The organism is Aeromicrobium massiliense JC14, assembly GCF_000312105.1.
Taxonomy (GTDB): domain Bacteria; phylum Actinomycetota; class Actinomycetes; order Propionibacteriales; family Nocardioidaceae; genus Aeromicrobium; species Aeromicrobium massiliense.
In genome coordinates this window covers 897022-917964 of record NZ_HE978637.1, presented here as the reverse complement: position 1 = coordinate 917964, position 20943 = coordinate 897022, and the positions used below count along the sequence as shown (strand labels likewise).

Annotated in this window: 21 protein-coding genes and 1 tRNA gene; 11 read left to right on the top strand and 11 right to left on the bottom strand. The window is 73.1% G+C overall.

The window, feature by feature from the left end; all coding sequences use genetic code 11:
• Nucleotides 1–41: 41 nt before the first annotated feature.
• Together HGAM_RS11700 and HGAM_RS11695 are read right to left on the bottom strand one after the other, a co-directional pair.
• On the bottom strand, nt 42–1337 hold the full coding sequence (locus tag HGAM_RS11700; protein ID WP_019145683.1) for a M20/M25/M40 family metallo-hydrolase: 1296 nt from the start codon (nt 1335–1337) through the stop codon (nt 42–44).
• Nucleotides 1338–1380: 43 nt separating this feature from the next.
• The gene (locus HGAM_RS11695) at nt 1381–1782 is read right to left on the bottom strand and encodes an SRPBCC family protein (protein ID WP_019145682.1); all 402 of its coding nucleotides are present in this window, start codon (nt 1780–1782) and stop codon (nt 1381–1383) included.
• A 50-nt stretch (nt 1783–1832) separates the two neighbouring features.
• Here HGAM_RS11695 and HGAM_RS11690 point away from each other — a divergent pair, with 50 nt between their 5' ends.
• The 7 genes from HGAM_RS11690 to HGAM_RS11660 all read left to right on the top strand — a co-directional run bounded on the left by HGAM_RS11690 (nt 1833) and on the right by HGAM_RS11660 (nt 6336).
• A complete protein-coding gene (locus tag HGAM_RS11690) occupies nt 1833–2714 on the top strand; it encodes an AAA family ATPase (RefSeq protein ID WP_019145681.1) in 882 nt (293 codons plus the stop codon).
• Entirely contained in the window at nt 2711–4114 is a 1404-nt protein-coding gene (locus HGAM_RS11685; RefSeq protein WP_019145680.1) for a VWA domain-containing protein, read from the top strand. Before HGAM_RS11690 ends, HGAM_RS11685 begins: the two co-directional genes overlap by 4 nt.
• 97 nt (nt 4115–4211) lie before the next feature.
• Entirely contained in the window at nt 4212–4370 is a 159-nt protein-coding gene (locus HGAM_RS20895; RefSeq protein ID WP_019145679.1) for a hypothetical protein, read from the top strand.
• An 8-nt stretch (nt 4371–4378) separates the two neighbouring features.
• Nucleotides 4379–4720 (top strand): TraR/DksA family transcriptional regulator, encoded by a 342-nt coding sequence (locus tag HGAM_RS20890; RefSeq protein ID WP_019145678.1) that lies wholly within the window; start codon nt 4379–4381, stop codon nt 4718–4720.
• A gap of 37 nt (nt 4721–4757) precedes the next feature.
• Nucleotides 4758–5612, top strand: a complete 855-nt coding sequence (locus tag HGAM_RS11670) for a hypothetical protein (RefSeq protein WP_019145677.1) — start codon at nt 4758–4760, stop codon at nt 5610–5612.
• Entirely contained in the window at nt 5609–6022 is a 414-nt protein-coding gene (locus HGAM_RS19050) for a pyridoxamine 5'-phosphate oxidase family protein (RefSeq protein ID WP_019145676.1), read from the top strand. Before HGAM_RS11670 ends, HGAM_RS19050 begins: the two co-directional genes overlap by 4 nt.
• Nucleotides 6023–6036: 14 nt before the next feature.
• Complete coding sequence (locus tag HGAM_RS11660; RefSeq protein ID WP_019145675.1) at nt 6037–6336, top strand: GNAT family N-acetyltransferase; 300 nt, start codon at nt 6037–6039, stop codon at nt 6334–6336.
• 1 nt (nt 6337) lies between these two features.
• On the opposite strand, the gene HGAM_RS11655 is transcribed toward HGAM_RS11660, so the two are convergent.
• Nucleotides 6338–7318: a TIGR03557 family F420-dependent LLM class oxidoreductase gene (locus tag HGAM_RS11655; RefSeq protein WP_019145674.1), complete on the bottom strand. Its 981-nt coding sequence runs from the start codon at nt 7316–7318 to the stop codon at nt 6338–6340.
• 46 nt (nt 7319–7364) lie between these two features.
• Entirely contained in the window at nt 7365–9884 is a 2520-nt protein-coding gene (locus HGAM_RS11650; protein WP_019145673.1) for a DEAD/DEAH box helicase, read from the bottom strand.
• 69 nt (nt 9885–9953) lie between these two features.
• Between HGAM_RS11650 and HGAM_RS11645 the strand changes: the two genes are divergently transcribed.
• Complete coding sequence (locus tag HGAM_RS11645; protein WP_019145672.1) at nt 9954–10379, top strand: DoxX family protein; 426 nt, start codon at nt 9954–9956, stop codon at nt 10377–10379.
• An 89-nt stretch (nt 10380–10468) separates the two neighbouring features.
• Complete coding sequence (locus HGAM_RS20400) at nt 10469–10630, top strand: hypothetical protein (protein WP_019145671.1); 162 nt, start codon at nt 10469–10471, stop codon at nt 10628–10630.
• 10 nt (nt 10631–10640) lie between these two features.
• On the opposite strand, the gene HGAM_RS11635 is transcribed toward HGAM_RS20400, so the two are convergent.
• Nucleotides 10641–11786, bottom strand: a complete 1146-nt coding sequence (locus HGAM_RS11635; protein ID WP_019145670.1) for a GGDEF domain-containing protein — start codon at nt 11784–11786, stop codon at nt 10641–10643.
• 226 nt (nt 11787–12012) lie between these two features.
• On the opposite strand from HGAM_RS11635, the gene HGAM_RS19045 reads away from it, so the two are divergent.
• Entirely contained in the window at nt 12013–12903 is an 891-nt protein-coding gene (locus HGAM_RS19045) for a patatin-like phospholipase family protein (protein ID WP_019145669.1), read from the top strand.
• Here HGAM_RS19045 and HGAM_RS11625 read toward each other — a convergent pair.
• The 4 genes from HGAM_RS11625 to HGAM_RS19040 form a co-directional block, all read right to left on the bottom strand.
• A complete protein-coding gene (locus HGAM_RS11625; RefSeq protein ID WP_019145668.1) occupies nt 12900–14078 on the bottom strand; it encodes a GGDEF domain-containing protein in 1179 nt (392 codons plus the stop codon). The two genes, HGAM_RS19045 and HGAM_RS11625, sit on opposite strands and share 4 nt — an antisense overlap.
• 175 nt (nt 14079–14253) lie before the next feature.
• Nucleotides 14254–15777 carry an APC family permease gene (locus HGAM_RS11620; RefSeq protein ID WP_019145667.1) on the bottom strand — a complete coding sequence of 508 codons (1524 nt, stop codon included), beginning with the start codon at nt 15775–15777 and terminating at the stop codon, nt 14254–14256.
• A gap of 58 nt (nt 15778–15835) precedes the next feature.
• A complete protein-coding gene (locus tag HGAM_RS11615) occupies nt 15836–16711 on the bottom strand; it encodes a universal stress protein (protein WP_019145666.1) in 876 nt (291 codons plus the stop codon).
• 2 nt (nt 16712–16713) lie between these two features.
• Entirely contained in the window at nt 16714–18138 is a 1425-nt protein-coding gene (locus HGAM_RS19040) for a flavin monoamine oxidase family protein (protein ID WP_019145665.1), read from the bottom strand.
• Nucleotides 18139–18244: 106 nt separating this feature from the next.
• Here HGAM_RS19040 and HGAM_RS11605 point away from each other — a divergent pair, with 106 nt between their 5' ends.
• Nucleotides 18245–18913 carry a TetR/AcrR family transcriptional regulator gene (locus HGAM_RS11605; protein ID WP_019145664.1) on the top strand — a complete coding sequence of 223 codons (669 nt, stop codon included), beginning with the start codon at nt 18245–18247 and terminating at the stop codon, nt 18911–18913.
• A 58-nt stretch (nt 18914–18971) separates the two neighbouring features.
• Here the strand turns inward: HGAM_RS11605 and HGAM_RS11600 are convergent.
• Both HGAM_RS11600 and HGAM_RS11595 read right to left on the bottom strand, forming a co-directional pair.
• Nucleotides 18972–19056: transfer RNA gene (locus HGAM_RS11600), tRNA-Leu, on the bottom strand.
• 454 nt (nt 19057–19510) lie between these two features.
• Nucleotides 19511–20770 (bottom strand): DUF445 domain-containing protein, encoded by a 1260-nt coding sequence (locus HGAM_RS11595; RefSeq protein WP_019145663.1) that lies wholly within the window; start codon nt 20768–20770, stop codon nt 19511–19513.
• Nucleotides 20771–20943 lie beyond the last annotated feature (173 nt).

Genomic DNA, 20943 nt, shown 5'->3' with positions numbered 1-20943 from the left:
CGAGGCGTGCAGAACGTCACTCCCAGCGAGGACGTGAGGGCTCAGACCAGGTCGAGGAAGGTGTCGAAGACCCGGGAGCCGTGCTCGAGGCTGGCCACCGGCACCCGCTCGTCCACACCGTGGAACAGCGCGGTGAAGTCCAGGTCGGCCGGCAGGGCCAGCGGCACGAAGCCGTAGGACGTGATGCCGAGCCGGTCCCACGCCTTGGCGTCGGTGCCGCCGCTCATGAGGAACGGCGCGACGTGCGCCTCGGGGTCGTGGCGCAGCAGCGAGACGGTCATCGCGTCCACCAGGTCGCCACCGAACGGGTACTCCAGCGCGTCGTCGGTGTGGTGCAGGTCGACGGTGACGCGGTCGCCCAGCAGCTCCTTCACCGCCGGGACGAATGTGTCCTGGTGGCCGGGCAGGTAGCGGCCGTCGACGTAGGCGGTGGCCTCGCCGGGCACCACGTTGTGCTTGTAGCCGGCAGCCAGCATGGTCGCGTTGGTCGAGTTGCGGATGCCCGAGCCGACCATGCGGATGGCCGGGCCCACGTGGCGCAGCACCTCGTCGGGGTCGGTGGACGTCTCCCCGGTCAGCTCGCGGATGGTCGCCATCAGGTGCTGCATGGACGGCCCCGGCTCGGCCGGCCACGCGTGCGTCCCCAGCCGGGCCAGCGCCTCGGACAGGTGGGTGATCGGGTTGTCGTGCTGCTGCATGGAGCCGTGGCCGGCGGTGCCCTTGGCGGTCAGGCGCATCCAGGCGATGCCCTTCTCGCCGGTCTCCAGCAGGTACAGCCGCTTGCCGCCGACCTCGGTGGAGAAGCCGCCGACCTCGCCGACCGCCTCGGTGCAGCCCTCGAGCAGCTGGGGGTGGTTCTCGACCAGCCAGCGGCTGCCGAGCACGCCACCGGCCTCCTCGTCGGCGGTGAAGACGAGCGTGATGGGGCGGTCGGGGATGCGGCCGTCGCGCTGGCGGGCGCGGACGACCGACAGCAGCATGCCGTCGAAGTCCTTCATGTCGACCGCGCCGCGGCCGTACAGGTGGTCGTCGACGATCTCGGCGGCGAACGGGTCGACCGTCCAGTCGGAGGCCTGCGCCGGCACGACGTCCAGGTGGCCGTGGATCAGCAGGCCGGGCCGCGGGCTGTCCTGGTTGCCCCAGCGGGCGACGAGCGTCGCGCGGCCGGTCTCGGACTCCACGATGGTCGACTCGATGCCCACCTCGTCGAGCAGCGCCGCGACGAGCTCGGCCGCCTTGCGCTCGCCCGGACCGGACGAGTCGCCGTAGTTGGAGGTGTCGATGCGGATCAGGTCACGGACGATCTGGACCGTCTCGGACTCCGGTGCGTGCGCCATGCCCCCACCCTAGGCACCGGCCGCGGACGCGCGCGCCGACGGCTCAGCCGGCGAGCAGCGCGTCGACGGTGCGGGTGAACAGCAGCCGCCCGGCGGACGCCTCGAGCGGCGCCAGGAACCGCGGGACGCCGCGCACGTGGACGTCCTCGCGCCAGGTCAGGTGCGCTCCCCCGTCGGCACGCGGGCGGACGTCGATCTCGGCCCAGCCGCGCACGAGCCGGCCGCGCTTCTCGATGCGGCACCGCCGCGGCGGGTCCCACGAGACGACCTCCATGACGTCGTCGAAGCCGAGCGGCCCCAGGGCCGTGCGCGCGGTGAACCGGTCGCCGTCGACCGTCACGCGGGTCAGCGGGACGACGTCGCCGTGCCGTCGCCAGTCGGTGACCCGCTCCCAGACCTGCTCGGGAGTGAGGTCGGGGTCACGGTCCACCTGGATGAGCGCCACGTCACGATGGTAGGAACGTGGCGGCGCTCCCGCCCGACGAGAGGACCCCCATGGGCACGATGCCGTTCACGTCCGTCGAGGACGTCAAGCAGCAGCTGGCGGACGCCGACTACCTCGCGTCCGACGCGATCGCGACGACCGTCTACCTGGCCAGCGAGCTGGGCAAGCCGCTGCTGGTCGAGGGACCGGCCGGCACCGGCAAGACCGAGCTGGCCCGCGCTGTGGCCCGGGCTGCGGACGCGTCGCTGGTGCGGCTGCAGTGCTACGAGGGCGTCGACGAGGCCCGGGCGCTGTACGAGTGGAACCACGCCAAGCAGCTGCTGCGCATCACCGCGGCCCGCGACGAGTCGTGGGAGGACACCCGCACCGACGTGTTCAGCGAGGAGTTCCTGCTCCCCCGGCCGCTGCTGACCGCGATCCGGCAGACCGAGCCGACCGTCCTGCTGGTCGACGAGACGGACAAGGCGGACGTCGAGATCGAGGGCCTGCTGCTGGAGGTGCTCGGCGACTTCCAGGTGACCGTGCCCGAGCTCGGCACGATCACCGCCGCGCGCCGCCCGTTTGTCGTGCTGACCTCCAACGCCACGCGCGAGCTGAGCGAGGCGCTGCGCCGCCGCTGCCTGTTCCTGCACGTCGGCTTCCCCGACGCCGAGCTCGAGGAGCGGATCGTGCGGCTGCGGGTGCCCGAGCTGGACGACGTGCTGGTGACGTCGCTGGTGCGAGTCGTCGACGCGCTGCGGGCCATGCCGCTGCGCAAGGCGCCGTCGGTCTCGGAGTCCGTCGACTGGGCGCGGACGCTGCTGACGCTGGGCACGACCAGTCTGGACGCCGACGTCGTCCGGCAGACGTTGAACGTCGTGCTCAAGCACACCGACGACATCGACCGCGCGGCCGCGAAGCTCGACCTCGACGCGGTGCTCGCGCCGTCATGAGCACGCTGCCGGACGCCGAGACGGTCCCCCAGCGGCTCGTCGCCTTCGTCGAGGCGCTGCGGGCGAAGGGCGTGCCGGCCGGTCCCAGCGAGACCGTCGACGCCGCCGCGGTCGTCCGCGTGCTCGGGATGCACGACCGCGGGCTGCTGCGCGAGGGACTCGCCGCCGCGCTCGTGCGCCGCGGCGGCCAGCGCGACGTGTTCGACACGGTCTTCGACCTGTACTTCCCCGCCGGCGTCGGGGCCGGTGAGGCCGTGCGCGACGCCCAGGAGGAGGGGCTGGACCTGGCCGGGTTGCGTGACCGCCTGGCCGAGGCGCTGGCCGCCGGCGACGACGCGGCGCTGAACCGCATGGCCCAGGTCGCCGTCGACCTGCTCGGTGGCGTCGGCGACGAGGGCAGCGGCGGCTGGTCGGCGTACCAGACGCTCGACCGACTGGCCCCGCAGACGCTGGTCGCCCGCGCGCTGCAGCTGCGCGGCTCCGGCGGCGCGTCGGCCGGCGCGGGCACCGGCCAGGCGTCCACCTCCGGCTTCACGTCGCGGCTCGACCGGCCCGAGGTGCGCGAGGCGGTCGAGCTGTTCCGTGGCCGGGTGCAGGCCGAGGCCCGGCGCCGCACCGCCGAGGTGCGAGGGCGCTCGGTGGTCGCCAAGCACGCCGTGACCCGCAGCAGCGACCAGGTCGACTTCCTGGCGGCCAACCACGAGCAGCTGCGCCGCCTGCGGCTCACGGTGCGTCCGCTATCGCGCAAGCTCGCCACCCGCCTGGCCTCGCGCCGCCGGGCCGCCCGGCGCGGACGCATCGACGTCCGCCGGACGCTGCGCCGGGCCGCCTCCACCGGCGGGGTGCCGGTCAAGCCGGCCTGGCAGCGTCCGCGCCCGACGCGGCCCGAGCTCGTGCTGCTGTGCGACGTGTCCGGCTCGGTCGCGGGCTTCTCGGAGTTCACGATGCTCCTGGTGCAGGCGCTCAGCGACCAGTTCAGCAAGATCCGCGTGTTCGCCTTCGTCAACGCCATGGCCGAGGTCACGGACCTCGTGAAGGACGGCGGCGACGACCTCACCGACCGCATCCGGGCCGAGGCCCGGGTCACCAAGTGGCACACCAGCAGCGACTACGGCGAGGCGTTCGCCGACTTCGTGGCCGACCACCTGGACGCCGTCGGGCCGCGCACCGCCGTGCTCGTGCTGGGCGACGCCCGCAACAACAACCTCGACCCCAACCTGGAGGCCCTGCACCGGGTCGCGCAGCGCTCGCGGCGCACCTTCTGGCTCAACCCGGAGGCCGCCGGACGCTGGGGACTGGGCGACTCCGTGGCCCTGGAGTACGCGGACGTGGTGCCGATGCACGAGTGCTGCAACGTCGAGCAGCTCAGCCGCTTCGTGACGCGGCTGCTGCCGGCCTGACACACCCGGGCACGAATGCGAGATTCCGGGGGATCCGACCTATCCTTGACCGGTGAGCTTCCCCACCCTTCCCCGCCCCACGAAAGACCCTCTCCTCATGGCGTTCGCGACCTCCGCGGTCGCCCTCTGCCTGCTGCTGTCGGCCCTGTTCGGCAGCCTCCGCACCGGTGTCGTCACCGGCGTGGTGCTGGCTATCGTCGTCGCTGCCGGCCTGCTCGTGATCACGACCGGCAACGACGAGTCCCCGCGACGCTAGCCACGCCCGTGCCCGACGTCCGGCAGCGGCTCGACGCGGAGCTGGCCGCTGCCCTCGGCCGGCTCGCGGCGCTCGACGACGACCACGCGGCGATCGTGAGCGCGTCCGAGGGCTCCAACGCCGACGACGAGCACGACCCCGAGGGCGCCACCATCGCCTTCGAGCGCGCCCAGGTCGAGGCGCTCGCCCAGCAGGCTCGCCGGCGCGCCGACGAGGCCCGCGCCGCGCTCCGCCGGCTCGACGAGGGCACGTACGGCACGTGCGAGCGGTGCGGCGAGCCGATCCCGGCCGAGCGGCTCGCCGCGCGCCCCACGGCGTCCCTGTGCCTGCGCTGCGCCGCCGTCCGGTGAGGTCGTCGGCGCGGGCCCGGTGCTCTACGGTGGCGCCATGACGACGTCCGCGCAGGTCGCCGAGGTGGCGCGCGAGCTGTACCGCGCCCCGCTCAGCGACTTCACCGCCGCGCGCGACGACGCCGTGAAGGCCGCGCGCGAGGTCGACAAGGAGCTCGCCGACGCCGTCAAGCGGCTGCCCAAGCCCTCCGTGGCCGCCTGGCTCGTCGACCTGCTCGGCGAGGGCGGCCCGGCGCTGCTGGAGGAGCTGGCCGACATCGGCGAGCAGCTGCGCGACGGCGCCGGCACCGACCGCGCCGCCCGGCGGACGCTCGACGCCCGCCGCCGCACCCTGATGTCCGAGGCGGTCCAGGTCGCGACCGGCCGTGGACGCGTCCTCGGCCAGCGCATCGGCGCAGTGGCCCTGCGCGAGCTCGACGCCACGCTGCGCGCCGTGGTGTCCGACGAGGGCGCCGCCGTCGCGGCCCGTTCGGGCCTGCTCGTCCGTCCCCTGGTCGCCACCGGGCTCGAGCCGCTCGACGTCCGCGAGTCGGTCGCCGTGCCCGACGCCCTCGAGCTGCCCCGGGTCGGTGCCTCCCGACGCTCGGCCGAGCCGGCCGACGACCGCGCCGAGCGCGAGGCCCTGCGGCGTCGAGCCGCCGCCCTGCGCGAGCTGGCCGCGGCCGAACAGGAGCTGGCCATCAGCCGCACCGCCTACGACGAGACCTCGTTGCGCCTGGCCCAGGCCCAGCGCGACGTCGAGGACCTCACCGAGCGCCTGGCGCACGCCAGCGCGGAGCTCGAGACGGCCGTCACGGCCCAGGAGTCCGCCGACGCCGCGCTCACCCGGGCCGAGGTCCGCCACGAGCAGGCCCGGCTGGGCCTCGACCCCGACGACGAAGGAGCGACATGAGCGAGCACGGACCCACCGTCCTCGACCCCGACGAGGCCCGGCGGCTGCTGGGCGCCGGGGTCGTCGGGCGCATCGCCTTCGTCGACCACGACGGCGCGCTGCAGCTGGTGCCGGTGAACTACCGCGAGCTCGACGGCGACGTCTTCTGGCTGACGCTCGCCGACGGCCTGCTCGCGCGGTCCGCCGACGCCGACGAGGTGCTGTTCCAGGTCGACCACCACGACGACACCTTCCAGAGCGGCTGGAGCATCCTGCTGCGCGGACGTGCCGAGGTCGTCCACGACGACGAGCTCGCCGCCACCCTGCGCGACCGCGGCCTGCGGCCGTGGGCCGCCGGCGAGCGCACCACGCTCGTGCGTCTGCGCTCGACCGCCATCACCGGCCGCCGCGTGCGCCTGGCCCCGGCCTGAGGTTCAGTGGGCGCATGAGCACCTCCATCGAGCACGACGAGACCGGCCAGCGCTACGTGATCCACGTCGACGGCGAGCAGGCCGGGTTCACCCAGGCCCGGGTCGAGGGCGACGTCGTGGTCATGGACCACACCGTCGTGGACGACGCGTTCTCCGGGCAGGGCATGGCGGCCGAGCTGGTCGGTGCCGCGCTGCAGGACGTCCGCGCGTCGGGTCGCCGGGTGCGCCCGACCTGCTCGTACGTGCGGCACTACCTCGACGAGCACCCCGAGCTCGCCGACCTGGTCGAGCCGGCCGGCGAGCCCTCGGCCTAGCTCAGTCGTCGAACGCCTCGCGCAGGGCGGGCAGCAGGCGGGCCACGCCGGTGTCGAACAGCTCCTCCTGCGCCTCGTCGCCGATCTGCACCAGGGCCAGGTCGGTGTAGCCGGCCTCGGCGAACGGCCGCACGGCCTCCACGACCGCGTCGACGTCGTCACCGCACGGGATCTGGTCCGCCACGTCCTCGGGACGGACGAACTGGGTCGCCCCGGCGAAGCCGGCCGGCCCGGGAAGCTCGGCGTTGACCTTCCAGCCGCCGGCGAACCAGCGGAACTGCTCGTGCGCCCGCTGCTTCGCGGCCTCGGCGTCCGCGCCCCACGCGATCGGCAGCTGCGCGACCTTGCGCCCGCCCGCTCCACCGCGCGCGTGCTCGTCCCACAGCGGCGCGAGCGACGGGTCGGGCTCGGTGGAGATCATGACGTCCGCCCGCGGAGCACCGACCCTGATCGACTGCTCGCCGCTGACCGCGACGCCGATCGGGACGCGCTGCTCGGGCAGGTCCCAGAGCTTCGCCGAGTCCACGCTCAGGTGCTTGCCCTGGTACGACACGTAGCCGCCGTCGAAGAGCGCGTTGATGATGTCGAGCGCCTCGGAGAACATCTCGTGCCGCACGTTGACCGGCGGCCAGCCGCGGCCCACGACGTGCTCGTTGAGGTTCTCGCCGGCGCCCAGCCCGAGCGTGAAGCGTCCCTCGCTGAGGATGCCCAGGGTCGCGGCCTGCTGGGCGACCACCGCCGGGTGGTAGCGCATGATCGGCGCGGTCACGTAGGTCATCAGCGGGAGCGTGCTGGTCGCCTGGGCGACGGCGCCGAGCAGCACCCAGGCGTTGGGGCTGTGGCCCTGCTCGTCGACCCACGGGAAGAAGTGGTCGCTGCTCACGGCGAAGTCGAAGCCGGCCTGCTCGGCGGTGACGGCGTGCTGGACGAGCCGCTGCGGCGGGGCCTGCTCGGTCATGAGGGTGTACCCGAAACGCATCATGGCCCCACGCTAGGCGGGGGCCGCGGGGCTCACACCTCGAGCGCGGTCAGGCCGGGCCGACGTCCAGCACCCGCACGACGGCCTCCCCCGCGGCGTCGGACGCCGGCAGGTCGACCTCGGCGCTGATGCCCCAGTCGCGGTCGCCCGCGGGGTCGTCGAAGGTCTGGCGCACGCGCCAGGTGTCGCCCTCCTCGGCGACCATGAACAGCTGCGGACCTCGGGCCGCGGGACCGGTGCCGATCGACTCGTACTCGTCCAGGTACTCGTCGACCGCCTCACGCCAGGCGTCGGCGGTCCAGCCCGCCTCGGCGTCGAGGTCACCGAGCGCGTCCCAGCGACCGAGCGCGGCGAGCTCGACCCGGCGGAAGAGGGCGTTGCGCACCAGCACGCGGAACGCTCGCGCGTTGCCGGTGACCGGGCGCGGCGGAGCGCTGCCGTCGGCCTGCGGCCGCACCTCGGCCACGTCCTCGCCGGGGTGGACGAGCTGCTCCCACTCGTCCAGCAGGCTCGAGTCGGTCTGGCGGACCAGCTCGCCGAGCCACTCGGTGAGGTCGCCCAGCTCCTCGGTGCGGACGCGCTCGGGCACGGTGCGCACGAGCGTCTTGTAGACGTCGGACAGGTAGCGCAGCACCATGCCCTCCGAGCGCGCCAGCCCGTACTCGGAGACGAGCTCGGAGAAGGTCATCGCCCGCTCCCACATCTCGCGCACGACCGACTTGGGCCGCAGCTGGTGGTCGGCGACCCACGGGTGGCCGGCGCGGTAGGTCTCGTACGCGGCCTCGAGCAGGTCGCGCAGCGGCTGCGGGTGCTCGACGTCCTCGAGGGCGTCCATGCGCTCCTCGTACTCCATGCCCTCGGCCTTCATCTCGGCCACCGCCTCGCCGCGGGCCCGGAAGCGCTGCGCGGAGATGATCGGTCGCGGGTCGTCGAGGGTGGCCTCCAGCACCGAGACGACGTCCAGCGCGAAGGTCTCGGACTCGGGGTCGAGCAGCTCCAGGGTGGCCACGGCGAACGGGCTCAGCGGCTGGTTCAGCGCGAAGTTGGCCTGCAGGTCCACGGTGAGCCGCAGGGTGCGTCCCTCGTCGTCCGGCGGGTCGATCCGCTCGACGACGCCGCCGGTCAGCAGCGCGTCGAGGATCTCGTCGACCTGGGCCAGCAGCGCGTCCTGGCGCTCGGGCGTCTCGTCGCTCTCGCGCAGCATGCGCTCCAGGGACGCCCGGGCGTCGCCCGGACGGCTCACGACGTCGAGCACCATCGCGTGGCTGACCCGCATGCGCGAGACGAGCGGCTCGGGCGTGCCGTGCACCAGCTTCTCGAAGGTCGTCTCGTTCCAGGACACGAAGCCCTCGGGGGCCTTCTTGCGCACGACCTTGCGGCGCTTCTTGGGGTCGTCACCGGCCTTGGCCAGCGCCTTGGCGTTCTCGATCTCGTGCTCGGGGGCGAGCACCACGACGTGCCCGACGGTGTCGAACCCGGCGCGCCCGGCCCGGCCGGCGATCTGCTGGAACTCACGTACCTGCAGCTGGCGCTGGCGGGTGCCGTCGTACTTGCTCAGCCCGCTGAACAGCACGGTGCGGATCGGCACGTTGATGCCCACGCCGAGGGTGTCGGTGCCGCAGACGACCTTGAGCAGGCCGGCCTGGGTGAGCGTCTCGACGAGCCGGCGGTAGCGCGGCAGCATGCCCGCGTGGTGCACGCCGATGCCCATGCGCACCAGGCGCGACAGGGTCTTGCCGAACGCGGAGGTGAAGCGGAAGTCGCCGATCTGCTCGGCGATCGCGTCACGCTCCTCGCGCGTGGCCACCTTGACGCTGGTGAGCGCCTGCGCGCGCTCCAGCGCCGAGGCCTGGGTGAAGTGGACGACGTAGACCGGCGTCTGGTGGGTCTCGACCAGGTTCTCCAGCGTCTCCTGCACCGGCGACATGACGTACTCGCTGACCAGCGGCACCGGACGCTCGGCGGTGGTGACGGCGACCGTCGGACGTCCGGTGCGCTCGGCGAGTCGCTCCTGCAGCCGGGTCGTGTCGCCCAGCGTCGCCGACATGAGCAGGAACTGGGCCCGCGGCAGCTCCAGCAGCGGCACCTGCCACGCCCAGCCCCGGTCGGGGTCGGCGTAGTAGTGGAACTCGTCCATCACGACCAGCCCGACGTCGGTCTGCTCGCCCTCGCGCAGGGCCATGTTGGCGAGCACCTCGGCGGTCGCGGCGATGATCGGGGCGTCGGCGTTGACCGCGGCGTCGCCGGTGATCATGCCGACGTTCTCGGCGCCGAACACCTCGCACAGGTCGAAGAACTTCTCGCTGACCAGCGCCTTGATCGGGGCGGTGTAGACGCTGCACTCCCCGCGCGCGAGCGCGGCCGCCATCGCGCCGGTGGCGACCAGGCTCTTGCCCGAGCCGGTGGGCGTGGCCAGGACGACGTTGGCGCCGGACAGGCACTCCAGCACGGCCTCGTCCTGGTGCGGGTACAGCGTGAGCCCGCGCTTCTCGACCCACTGCGTGAACGCGTCGTAGACGACGTCCTCGTCGGTGGTGGTGCCGGTGGGCAGCAGGTCGACGAGGCGCATCGTCCCATTGTCGCGGGTGCCGCGACGCGCCGGCGTGCCGGGCGGCCCCGACGCTGACAGACTCGGCCCATGCCGCTCACGCCGCTCGACGAGAACCCGCGCACGACCGCCCCGCAGACGATCGGCCGGCTCGCGCTGGGCTCGTTCCTCGTCCTCGCCGGCGTCTCGCACCTGACGTTCGCGCGCGACGAGTTCCGCGCGCAGGTGCCGGGCTGGACGCCGCTCGACGAGGACACCGTCGTGGTCGTCTCCGGCGTCGTGGAGATCACGCTCGGTGGCGCGGCCCTGCTGCTCGGGCGCCGCAAGGTCGCCGTCGGCTGGCTGCTCGCGGCGTTCTTCGTCGCGATCTTCCCCGGCAACATCTCCCAGTACGCCACCCACACCGACGCCTTCGGCCTGGACTCGGACGCCAAGCGCGGCGTCCGGCTGCTGTTCCAACCCCTGCTCGTCCTGTGGGCGCTGTGGTCGACCGGCGCCTGGCGTCGGGGTCGCTGAGCCCGTCGGCGCTGTGACGATCGACGTCACAGACTCGCCGGGGCCGAAAATCCCTCATCTGCTTGGTCCGCAGGCCGACGATGGAGGGTGTGACGATCGATCCCCTGGCCGCGGCCGAGGCCCGCTGGCGACGCGACGAGGTGCTGTCCCTCGTGGCTGACCTCCGCACCGCCGAGCACCCCGGGAGCGCCGAGCTGCGCGCCCTGCTGGACGAGCTCGAGGACCTCGAGGCCGAGCTGGCGCTCGGCTGATCGCGCCCGGTCAGCCCTCCGCGACGACCACCCGGTCGCGTCCCTGCGCCTTCGCGCGGTAGAGCGCCGCGTCGGCCGCGGCGATGGCCTCCTCGACTCTCTCCCCCGGCTCCAGCGGCGCCACGCCGAAGCTGGCGGTCACCGGCGGCCCGTCGTGTCCCGCTCCCGTGACGTGCAGGCGCACGTCCTGCATGACGTGCTCGGCCTCCGCGGTGCTGGCGCCCGGCAGCAGGAACACGAACTCCTCGCCGCCGTACCTCCCGAGCAGGTCGGTCGAGCGCAGGGCCTGCCGGCTGCTCGTGGCGAACGAGCGCAGCACCTGGTCGCCGGCGTCGTGCCCGTGCTGGTCGTTCACCTGCTTGAAGTGGTCGATGTCGACCAGGACGACGGCCGCGGGCCGACGCGCCCGGGCCAGCAGCCGCGCCTCGACCTCGGCCAGGCGCAGGAACTCCTGCCGGTTGAGCAGGCCGGTCAGCCCGTCCCGGCTGGCCCGCACCTGCAGGTCCATCGTCTGCTGCTCGGTGTGCAGCGCGGCGACGGTGAAGGTGATCGCGATGAGCAGGACGAGGATCGCGAGCGTCGTGGGCACGGCGCCGAACGTGCGCCGGAAGAACGCGTCGTCCGGGCCGAGAAGCACGAAGAACACCAGGCGGAGGAGGTAGTAGGTGCCGAACAGGGCGCCGGCCGCACCGACCACGCGCTGCAGCCGGGCGACGTCACCGCGGCGGTCGGTCCACAGCGTCGCGGCCGCGATCCACGACAGGACGCCGACGAGCCCGAGCACGACCTCCGCGCCGGACCACACGTTCGTCTCCGCGTCGTCCCACCAGGACGCGGCCAGGGCCGCCACCGGGGGGACGGCCAGGAACCACGACGGTGTGCGCAGGCCACGCAGGGAGCGCGCTCCCGAGACGGCGAAGGTCACGCCCAGCACCACCACCGCGTTGCCGAGCGGGTTGGCCCAGCGCTGGGCCTGGGTGCCGTTGAGCACGTACAGCAGCGTCCCGCCGCCGATGCTCAGCAGGGCCAGGCACCAGTGCCCGACGAAGGCCGCCCGGGTGATCCGGTAGGTGACCGCGTAGAAGAGCAGCAGGGTCGTGACCAGGACGAGGCACAGCGCCACGCGCAGCGTCGCGGGGTCGAGCTCGAGCGTCATGGATCCTCCGTGGTCCCCGGCCGGCGCCAGCATCATGGCACGGTCCGCCCGTCCCTCGTGGCGAGTCGCGGGATCCGGCTCGGACGACCTGCGCCGAACCCGTCCGCCCCACCGACCTGTCACCCGCCCGTAACCCGGCGGGCCGTGCTCGACATGTGAACGTGACATCTTCGGTGTAGAACTGCGAGTCACGAGGGAAGACGCCGTCCCCGGACGAGGAGGTCGCATGACGGAGCAGGGCCGGACCGTGATGGTGCTGTCGGGCGGGGCCTCGCGCGGCGCCGCGCAGATCGGCATGCTGCGGGCCCTGCTCGAGCGCGACATCGTCCCCGACCACCTGGTCGGCACGTCCGTGGGCGCGCTCAACGCCGCCTTCGTGTCCTGCGACCCGACGCCGGCCCGGGTCGACGAGCTGCACGAGGGATGGCGCGGGCTCAGCGGCGGCACGATCTTCCCCGGCGGCACCCTCACCCGCGTACGTCACCTGATGCGCCGGCGGCCGTACCTGTACGACAACGCGAACCTGGCCGGCCTGATCGACGACTGGGTGCCGTTCGAGCGGGTCGAGGACCTGCCCACCCCCGTGCGCATCGTGACCTCCGAGCTCGGCTCGGGCCTGCCGTCGTACCACGACTCCGGCGCGCTGCGGGACGTCCTGCTGGCGTCCACCGCCCTGCCGGCGGTGTTCCCGCCCGTACGGCTCAGCAGCCCGCTGACCGGCGAGGAGTCCATCCATGTCGACGGCGGCATCACCGACAACGTGCCGCTCGCCGGTGCCGTCGACCTGGAGCCCACGACCGTCTACGTGCTCAACGTCAGCCCGCCGGTGCGGGCGCGGGCGCCGCGCAACCCGATCGACGTGCTGATCATGTCGCTGGGCGCGTCGATGCGCCTGCGACCCGTCGTCGACCTGGGCCCGCAGACCCGCGTCGTGCAGCTCACCTTCCCCGAGCTGGACGTGCCGATGACCGACTTCACCCAGACCGACGCGCTCGTCGAGGCCGGGCACGAGGCTGCTGCCGCCGTGCTCGACACCGTGGCGGCCGAGTCGGCCGAGGTGCCGCGCCTGCGGCTGCTGCCCGGGCTGCGTCGCCGCTCGCGCGAGCAGGTGGCCTAAGCCAGCTCGACGAGCTCGCCGGGGGTGCGATCGGCGGCGTCGGCGTGACCGAGCCGGTCGCGGCCGGCCCGCTTCGCCCGGTACAGCGCGGCGTCGGCCGCGGCGACCACGGCCGGGAGCCCGCGGTGGGCGGTGGTCGACACGACGCCGTAGCTCGCAGTCACCTGCAGGGCCGGGTCGGGCATCGGCAGGGCGCACAACCGCGCCCGCAGCTCACGGACGACGCGCTCGGCGTCCTTCGGCGACGAGCCGGGCAGCAGCAGGACGAACTCCTCGCCGCCGATCCGCGCCACCAGGTCGGAGGCCCGCACCACGGAGCGGCAGGCGTCGGCGAACGCGCACAACACCCGGTTACCCTCCTCGTGGCCCCAGGTGTCGTTGACCGCCTTGAAGTGGTCGAGGTCGGCGATGACGAGGGTGCCGGGCATGCCGCCGCGGCGCATGCGCTCGACGGCGATCGACGCACGACGGTCGAACTCGGCGCGGTTGAGCAGCTGGGTCAGGCCGTCGCGCGTGGCCTGGCTGCGTAGCTCGCGCACCTGCTGCTCGGTCGACAGGGCGGTCATGCCGAGCACGCCGCCGACGAGCACGGCCAGGTTGACCAGCGTGGCGGGCACCGGACCGAACAGGACCTCGTACCGCTCGTCCTGCGGGCCCATCGTCAGGAACGAGACCGTACGGACGAGGTAGAACGCGGACTCCACGGCGATCGCGCAGGCGAGCGCCCGGCGCAGGCCCGCACGGGGGCCGGTGGTGGTCCACAGGTGCACGGCGGTCGCGCCGGTGGCGAGGCCGAGCAGCGGGAGGTAGAGCCAGTCCCCCGCCCAGACCTTCGTTCCGGGCTCGTCCGCGGCGGTCACGGCGGCGACGAGCACGGGCGGGACCACCAGGGTCCAGGACGCCGTGAGGCCGTCGACGAGGCGGACGCCGGCGTACAGCGCGATCGCGCCGCCGAGCAGCAGCGCGTTCGCCGGCGGCAGCACCAGCGCCTGGGCGGACGTTCCGACGCCCAGGAGGAGCGTCGTGCCCAGCACGATGGACAGCAGCGCCAGGCACCACAGGGCGGCGTAGGCGGCGCGCGTCACCCGGTAGGTGACGACGTAGAACAGCACCAGGGCGGCCAGGACGACCACGCCCAGGCTGATGCGCAGCGACGCGATGTCCAGTGCTTCCACGCTCGACCTCCCCGGAGAGTACGGCCAGCGTGCCAGGTCGGCACCGGTGGCGGACCGGTTTGGCACGGAACCACCCGGACGGGCTAGGCACGTCCGGGTCGAACGACGGAGCCCCGGCCCCCACGAGGGGTCCGGGGCTCGCGCCGTCCGTGCCCGGGCGGGCTCGGCCGTCCGGCTAGCGCAGTCGCTTGATGGTCTCGCCGCGGAAGAACCCGGGCTGGAGGACGCGCATCACGACCATGATCACGACCCCCAGCAGCAGCACTGCAGCGCCGAGGACGAAGACCGTGCCGATGCCGAGGACGCTCGAGCCCGAGCCGTACCCGGGGTCCATCGAGTCGCGGGCAGTGCTGACGAACATCACCAGGAGGATGAGGCCGCCGAGCAGCGGCGCGAGCAGCTTGAAGGCGAAGCTGCGCGCCGAGGAGAACGCCTCGCGACGGAAGTACCAGACGCACGCCAGCGCGGTCACGCCGTAGTAGAAGCAGATCATCAGGCCCAGCGCGGTGATCGTGTCCCACAGCGCGTTCTCGCTGAGCAGGCGGGTGATGACGTAGAACCCGCCCGCCGTCGCGCCGGCGGTGATCGTCGCGACCGACGGCGACATGAAGCGCGGCGAGATGCGGGACAGGCCGGACGGCAGCGCCTTGTAGTGGCTCATGGCCAGCATCGTGCGGGCCGGCGAGACGAGGGTCGACTGCAGCGACGCGGCCGACGACGACAGGATCGCGAGCGACATGAGGATCGCGAACGGCCCCATGATCGGCTCGGCCAGGACGGCGAACATCGACTCCTGGTTGTCGGGGTTCCCCGCGCCCAGACCCGTCGTGCCGATGCCCGCGTAGGCGATGACCGCCACCGAGCACAGCATGTAGATCGCCATGATGACCAGCACCGTCAGGGTCGCGGCGCGGCCCGGGACCTTCTCGGGGTCCGTGGTCTCCTCGTTCATCGTGAGCGTCACGTCCCAGCCCCAGAAGATAAAGATCGACAGCGAGACGCCGGCGGCGAAGGCGCCGAACGACTCGATCGCCGTCGGGTCGAACCACTCCAGGGAGACCGGCGTGGCGTCGAAGGCCGTGCCGTTGTTCACGTGGACGAACGCCGACACGGCGAACCAGGTGAGCACCACCACCTGGAACGTCACCAGGACGTACTGGAACGCCTTGGTCGCCTCCATGCCGCGGTAGGAGATCCAGCAGGCGGCGGCGATGAACACGAGCGTGGTCGGGATGTTGATCCACAGGTTCGTGGTCAGGTCGGCGAGGTCGTCGTTCCCCGTGACCTGCCCGAGCATGATGTAGAAGAAGTCCACCGCCACCGCCGCCAGGTTCGACAGCACGATGATCGTGGCGGCGATCAGGCCCCAGCCGCCCATCCAGCCGATCCACGGCCCGAACGCGCGCGTGGCCCAGGTGAACGACGTGCCCGAGTCGGGCATCGCACGGTTGAGCTCGCGGTAGCCCAGTGCGACCAGCAGCATCGGCAGGAACCCGGCGATGAAGACGGCGGGCAGCTGGGTCCCGACCTCGGCCACCGTCGGGCCGAGGGCCGCGGTCAGGGTGTACGCCGGCGCGATGCACGAGATGCCGATGACGACCGCGCCGAGCACGCCGACGGTGCCGGTGCTGAGGCCCTTGCTGCTCAGGCCGGTCTCGGACGGCGGGGCGGGCTCGAGGGTGCTGTCTGCACGACTCATGTCGGTGATCCTTCGCTCCGAGGCGTCGTACGTCGACGGCGCCCTGGGGTGGGTGCTGCTACGACGAGGTGGGGGTCTTGTAGCTCTTGGGGACGACCATCAGCGGGACCGGCAGGGTGCGCAGCACCCGCTGGGCGGTGGCGCCGAGGAACAGACGACGCTTGCGCGCCAGCCGGCTGGACCCGACGACGGCGATCTCCCCGGGCTTCCAGGTCAGCTCGGCGACGGCGTCGTCGATGCTGCTGCCGGACGCCACGGTGACCTCGGCGTCGATCCCGAGCTCCGCGACGAGCTCGGCGACCCGGGCCCGCTCGGCGGCCACGAGCTCCGCGACGGTCGCGGAACCGTCCGGCAGCTCGTCCTGGGCCAGCAGGGAGACGATGCGCAGGGGAAGTCCCTGGGCAGCGGCCGACTCGGCGGCGAAGCGCAGCAGCGCCTTGTGGCCGGGCCGGTTCCCGACCAGGACGGTGTACCGCTCCAGCCGTCCCTGGGCCTGCTCCAACGAGGCGACCGCCTCCGGGGAGCCCATGGCGACGGGGATCGGCGAGGAGTGCAGCAGGGCGCTGGCGACGGCACCGGGCGCGAAGAACCCGGCGACGTGACGCTTGCGTCCGCCGAGGACGATCGCCTGCGCGCCGGTCTCCTGGGCCATCGCGACGAGTCCCTCGGCCGGCGAGGAGACCGCGCGGGCCATGACCCGGGCGCTGAACCCCTCGGGCACCAGGGCCAGCGCCTCCTCGGCCCAGGCGTCGACCTGGTCGGCCAGCACGGAGGAGTACCCGTGGTCGCTGCCGGGGTAGACGGCCGAGAACGGAGTGTGCTCGGGCAGCACGATGGCCAGGTCCAGGTGGGCGCCGGGTCCGCCGAGCGCGCAGGCCAGGGCGATCGCCTCGGCGCCGCGGTCGTCCGCGGTGTACCCGACGAGCCAACGCATGGTCAGGCCCCCTTCGAGGTGAGGGCACCGAACGGCGAGGTGGCGCCGTCGAGGTCCGGGTCGGGCGTGGTGCCGTCCAGCGCCGCGACGATGCGCGCCGCGGTGCGCCGGCCCATGCGGACGGCGCCGTCGACGTGCTGGTACCCCTCGCCGGCCAGGTCGGACGAGGAGAAGTAGATCGGACCGACGTTCTGGTGCTGGTCGGGACCGAACCGGTGGAGCCCGCCCAGGTCGTAGCTGGTGGCGTAGGCGCCGCGCGTCCACTCCTCGGAGGCGAAGTCGGACTCGTAGTAGACGACCGGGTCGAGGGCCTCGTCACCCAGGAACGAGGCGACGCTCCGCAGCACGGCGGCCTTGCGGTCCTCGGGCGCCAGCGCGAACATCTCGTCGGCGCGCAGGTCGGAGATGAACCCGACGAGCGTGCCGGTGGACTCGCCGACGTAGGTGTTGTCGTAGACCTCGCTCACCACGCCGGCCGGGGCGAAGCCCGTGCCCGACAGGCCCTGCTCGCGCCAGAACGGGCGGTCGTAGACGGCGTGGATCTTGATGACCAGGCCCATCGACTGGTGCTGGTGCGTCACGTGCTGGCGGCGAGGCAGCGGCGGGTCGTAGGAGATGCGCGAGTACAGGTTCGGCGGCACCGCGAGCACGACCTTGCGAGCCTTCACCGTCACGTCCGCGCCGTGCGCCACGACGCCGTCCTCGGACCACTCGAGCCGCAGCACGGGGTTCGCGAGGTGGACGTCGTCGCCCAGGCGCTCGGCCAGCGCCAGGGACACGCCCTGCATCGTGCCGACCACACGGCGGTCGAGGATGAAGTCCTCGTCCACGAGGTTCGAGAACGACCCGGCGGACGCCGCCATGAGCAGCGCCTGCAGCGCCGAGAAGGCGTAGGCCGGCTTGGTCAGCATGCCGCCGGCGATGAACGGCGCGACGTTGGCGCACGCCTCCTCGTCGGGCGAGAGCGTCCGCAGCCAGTCGTGGAAGGAGATGCGGTCGAGCTCCTCGGCGCGGGGGTGGTCCCAGGGCGCGTCGGGGTCGACCTCGGCGACGACGGCGTCGATCGCCGCGACGAGGGACCGCATCTGCGCGACCGTCGGGTCGGCCAGCGGGAAGTCGTCCCCGGTGAAGACCGTGCGGGTGCCGTCCGCGGCGACGTAGACCGACGCGCCCTCGCGGTAGCGCTCGAACGTCTCCAGGCCGAGCTCGTCGATCAGCGAGTACAGCGCGGTCTGGTCCGGCGAGACCCACTGGCCGCCGATCTCGATCGTCGCGCCGTCCATCCGCTCGGTCCACGTCCGGCCGCCGACGCGGTCGCGGGCCTCGAGCACCGCCACCGTCCGTCCCGCCTTGCGCAGCTCATGGGCCGCGGTGAGACCGGACGGGCCGGCGCCGACCACGACGACGTCGCGCTCGAGGAATCGCATGATGCCTTCTTCCTGGGAGGATCTAAATGAACTGGATTCATTTAACTGCGCCTGCGATAGTAGCCGACGTGTCCCGCATCACGCACATCCCCGTCAGGAGGCGACCGTGAGCCAGCCCACCACCGGTCCGGCTCCGGCACGTCGGCGTCGAGCCGGACGGCCGGCGTCCGGCGTGCTCGACCGCCGGCTCATCGCGCGGGCCGCGCTGGACGTCGTGTCGGCCCACGGGTACGCCGGCCTCACCATGTCGGCGGTCGCGAGGGCGCTGGACGTCGCCCCGTCCGCGCTCTACAACCACGTCGGCTCCAAGCAGGAGCTGCTGCAGTGGATCCAGGAGCTGGTGATGGACGGCGTGGACCACTCGCTGTTCGCCACCCGTCCGCTCGACGAGGCGCTCGTGCGCTGGGCTCAGACCTACCGCGACGTGTTCGCCGACCACGCGCCGCTGATCCCGCTCATCGCGGTCATGCCGGTCTCGAGCTCACGACGTCTGCTCGAGATGTACGAGTCGGTCACCGCCGGGTTCGTCCGGGCCGGGTGGCCGCGGGAGGCGATCGTTCCCGCCATCGTCGCGCTGGAGTCCTTCGTCTTCGGCTCCGCGCTCGACGCGACGGCGCCGGCGGACATCTTCGACCCCGGCGAGCACGCCGGCACCCTGCCGCAGTTCGAGGACGCGGTAGGCGCGCAGCGGGCGACCGGGAAGCGCAGCGCGGACGCCGCCTTCGCCGTGGGCCTGCGGGCCATGGTGGCGGGCCTGCTGGCGTCGCGCGGCTGAGGCCCCTCGCGGGGAAAGAAAAGAGCAGGCCCCCGATGATCGGGGACCTGCTCTGCTGTGTCCGAGGGGGGACTTGAACCCCCATGCCCTATACGGGCACTAGCACCTCAAGCTAGCGCGTCTACCTATTCCGCCACCCGGACTCGGGCTCTTGCGAACCCGCTGTGACAACTCCCGAAGACTACCAAACCTCGCTCGGGGCTCCCAAACCCGGGTCCCCCTCACGCGTCCCCAGGACGACGGAGGGGCCCCGGGAGGTATGAGCTCTCGGGGCCCCGTCACGAGCGAGCGTGATGTCTCTCGCCCGGATCCGGCAGCGGCTGTCATCGGTCCCGACCGTCCGCATCACCGGCGGCGCGCGTCAGGGGGCAAAACCGTGGCGACTGGGATGCGATGTCCCCGCTGCCTACGCGCTCCGGCGGACCGGAGCGTGGTTCCTTTCTAGGGGCCGGGCACCCTCCGGCGCAAGCAGTTTGCCGAAGAAAGGCGGAGACCGGACGCCGGTCCACCGGACGCCCACAGGCTGGCGCTCGCCGCCCACAGGCAGGACCCGGTTGTGCACGCTCCACCCACAGGTCCGTCCACAGGTGGGGACGATCAGAACGTCGACCCGATCGCGTGGATGAGCAGACCGACGAGCCCGCCCACCACCGTGCCGTTGATCCGGATGAACTGCAGGTCGCGACCGACGTGCAGCTCGATGCGCTCGGCCGTCTCCTTCCCGTCCCAGCGGTCGACCGTCGCCGAGATGACCGAGGCGAGCTCGTGCCCGTAGCGGTCCACGACGTAGGCGGCGCCGTCGGCGAGCAGGTCGTCGGCCCGCTGGGCGAAGGCCGCGTCGGTGCTGAGCCGCTCCCCCAGCGCGGTGAGCTCGGCGACCGCCCGGGCGCGCAGCGGGCCGTCCGGCTGCTCGAGCGCCTCGACCAGGGCCCGGCGCAGGGCGTCCCACAGCCGGACGGCGGTGACGGTGACCTGCGGCTGGTCGAGCACGCGGGCCTTGAGCCGCTCGGCCCGCTCGCGGGTGGCCGGGTCGTGCTGCAGGTCGTCGGCGAGCGTCGCCAGGTAGCCGTCCAGCGCCCGGCGCACGCGGTGCTGCGGGTCGCGGACGATGTCGCGCACCCACTCCAGGGCCTGGTCCTGCGCCCAGCCGGCGACGCGCCGGTCGAGCCACTGGGGCGTCCAGGCGGGGGCCCGCTGCTCGATGATCGCCGCGACGTCGCCGGCGTGGTCGACGAGCCAGCGCTCCAGCTCGGCGAGCGCGAGGTCGACCAGGCCGCGGTGGGCGTCGTCGGCCAGCACGGACTCGAGCAGCTGGCCGGCCACCGGACCGAGCTCCTCCTCGCGCAGCCGCGGCACGATCGCGGCGTCGACGACGGCCTTGACGTCGTCGGGCTTGACCCTGGCCAGCGCGTCGGCCGTGACCCGTGACCCGATCTGGACGAGTCGGTGCGCGTGCTCGGGCTCGCTGAGCCAGGCGCCGACGCGCTCGCTGACCCGGGCATCGGCCAGGCGGGCGCGGACGACGTCCTCGTGCAGGAAGTTGTCGGTGACGAACTCCTGCAGGCTCTCGCCGAGCATCTGCTTCTTGCGCGGGATGATCGCCGTGTGCGGCACCGGCACACCGAGCGGGTGACGGAACAGCGCGGTGACCGCGAACCAGTCGGCCACGGCGCCGACCATGGCCGCCTCCGCGGCCGCGTTCACGTATCCCTGCCAACCGTCCTGGCCGTGGGTGGCGACGTAGACGACGGCGGCGAGCAGCAGCAGGCCGGTGGCCACGATGCGCATGCGGCGCAGCCCACGGCGGCGGTTCTGGTCGGAGGCCGACATCGCGGCCGGCACGGCGAAGGACGTCACCGGGCCACCGTAGGGCGCACCCCACCACCCCAGCCCGTCGAAAGCGTCACACCCGATCCCTACGGCCGAGCGATGACCTGGCGTCCGCCGGTCCGCCCGGGCGGTGACCCTGCGTCCAGCGCAGGGCCGTGGACGCAGGGTCACCGGCGCGGCACCCGGCCTGCGGGGTGGGC

Coding starts and splice junctions, on each gene's coding strand:
- HGAM_RS11645 (WP_019145672.1), top strand. CDS start 9,954: ATGCCGCTCACGCCGCTCGACGAGAACCCGCGCACGACCGCCCCGCAG.
- HGAM_RS11670 (WP_019145677.1), top strand. CDS start 4,758: ATGACGACGTCCGCGCAGGTCGCCGAGGTGGCGCGCGAGCTGTACCGC.
- HGAM_RS11700 (WP_019145683.1), bottom strand. CDS start 1,337: ATGGCGCACGCACCGGAGTCCGAGACGGTCCAGATCGTCCGTGACCTG.
- HGAM_RS11655 (WP_019145674.1), bottom strand. CDS start 7,318: ATGATGCGTTTCGGGTACACCCTCATGACCGAGCAGGCCCCGCCGCAG.
- HGAM_RS19045 (WP_019145669.1), top strand. CDS start 12,013: ATGACGGAGCAGGGCCGGACCGTGATGGTGCTGTCGGGCGGGGCCTCG.
- HGAM_RS19040 (WP_019145665.1), bottom strand. CDS start 18,138: ATGCGATTCCTCGAGCGCGACGTCGTCGTGGTCGGCGCCGGCCCGTCC.
- HGAM_RS20895 (WP_019145679.1), top strand. CDS start 4,212: ATGGCGTTCGCGACCTCCGCGGTCGCCCTCTGCCTGCTGCTGTCGGCC.
- HGAM_RS11650 (WP_019145673.1), bottom strand. CDS start 9,884: ATGCGCCTCGTCGACCTGCTGCCCACCGGCACCACCACCGACGAGGAC.
- HGAM_RS11690 (WP_019145681.1), top strand. CDS start 1,833: ATGGGCACGATGCCGTTCACGTCCGTCGAGGACGTCAAGCAGCAGCTG.
- HGAM_RS11615 (WP_019145666.1), bottom strand. CDS start 16,711: ATGCGTTGGCTCGTCGGGTACACCGCGGACGACCGCGGCGCCGAGGCG.
- HGAM_RS11620 (WP_019145667.1), bottom strand. CDS start 15,777: ATGAGTCGTGCAGACAGCACCCTCGAGCCCGCCCCGCCGTCCGAGACC.
- HGAM_RS11685 (WP_019145680.1), top strand. CDS start 2,711: ATGAGCACGCTGCCGGACGCCGAGACGGTCCCCCAGCGGCTCGTCGCC.
- HGAM_RS19050 (WP_019145676.1), top strand. CDS start 5,609: ATGAGCGAGCACGGACCCACCGTCCTCGACCCCGACGAGGCCCGGCGG.
- HGAM_RS11635 (WP_019145670.1), bottom strand. CDS start 11,786: ATGACGCTCGAGCTCGACCCCGCGACGCTGCGCGTGGCGCTGTGCCTC.
- HGAM_RS11660 (WP_019145675.1), top strand. CDS start 6,037: ATGAGCACCTCCATCGAGCACGACGAGACCGGCCAGCGCTACGTGATC.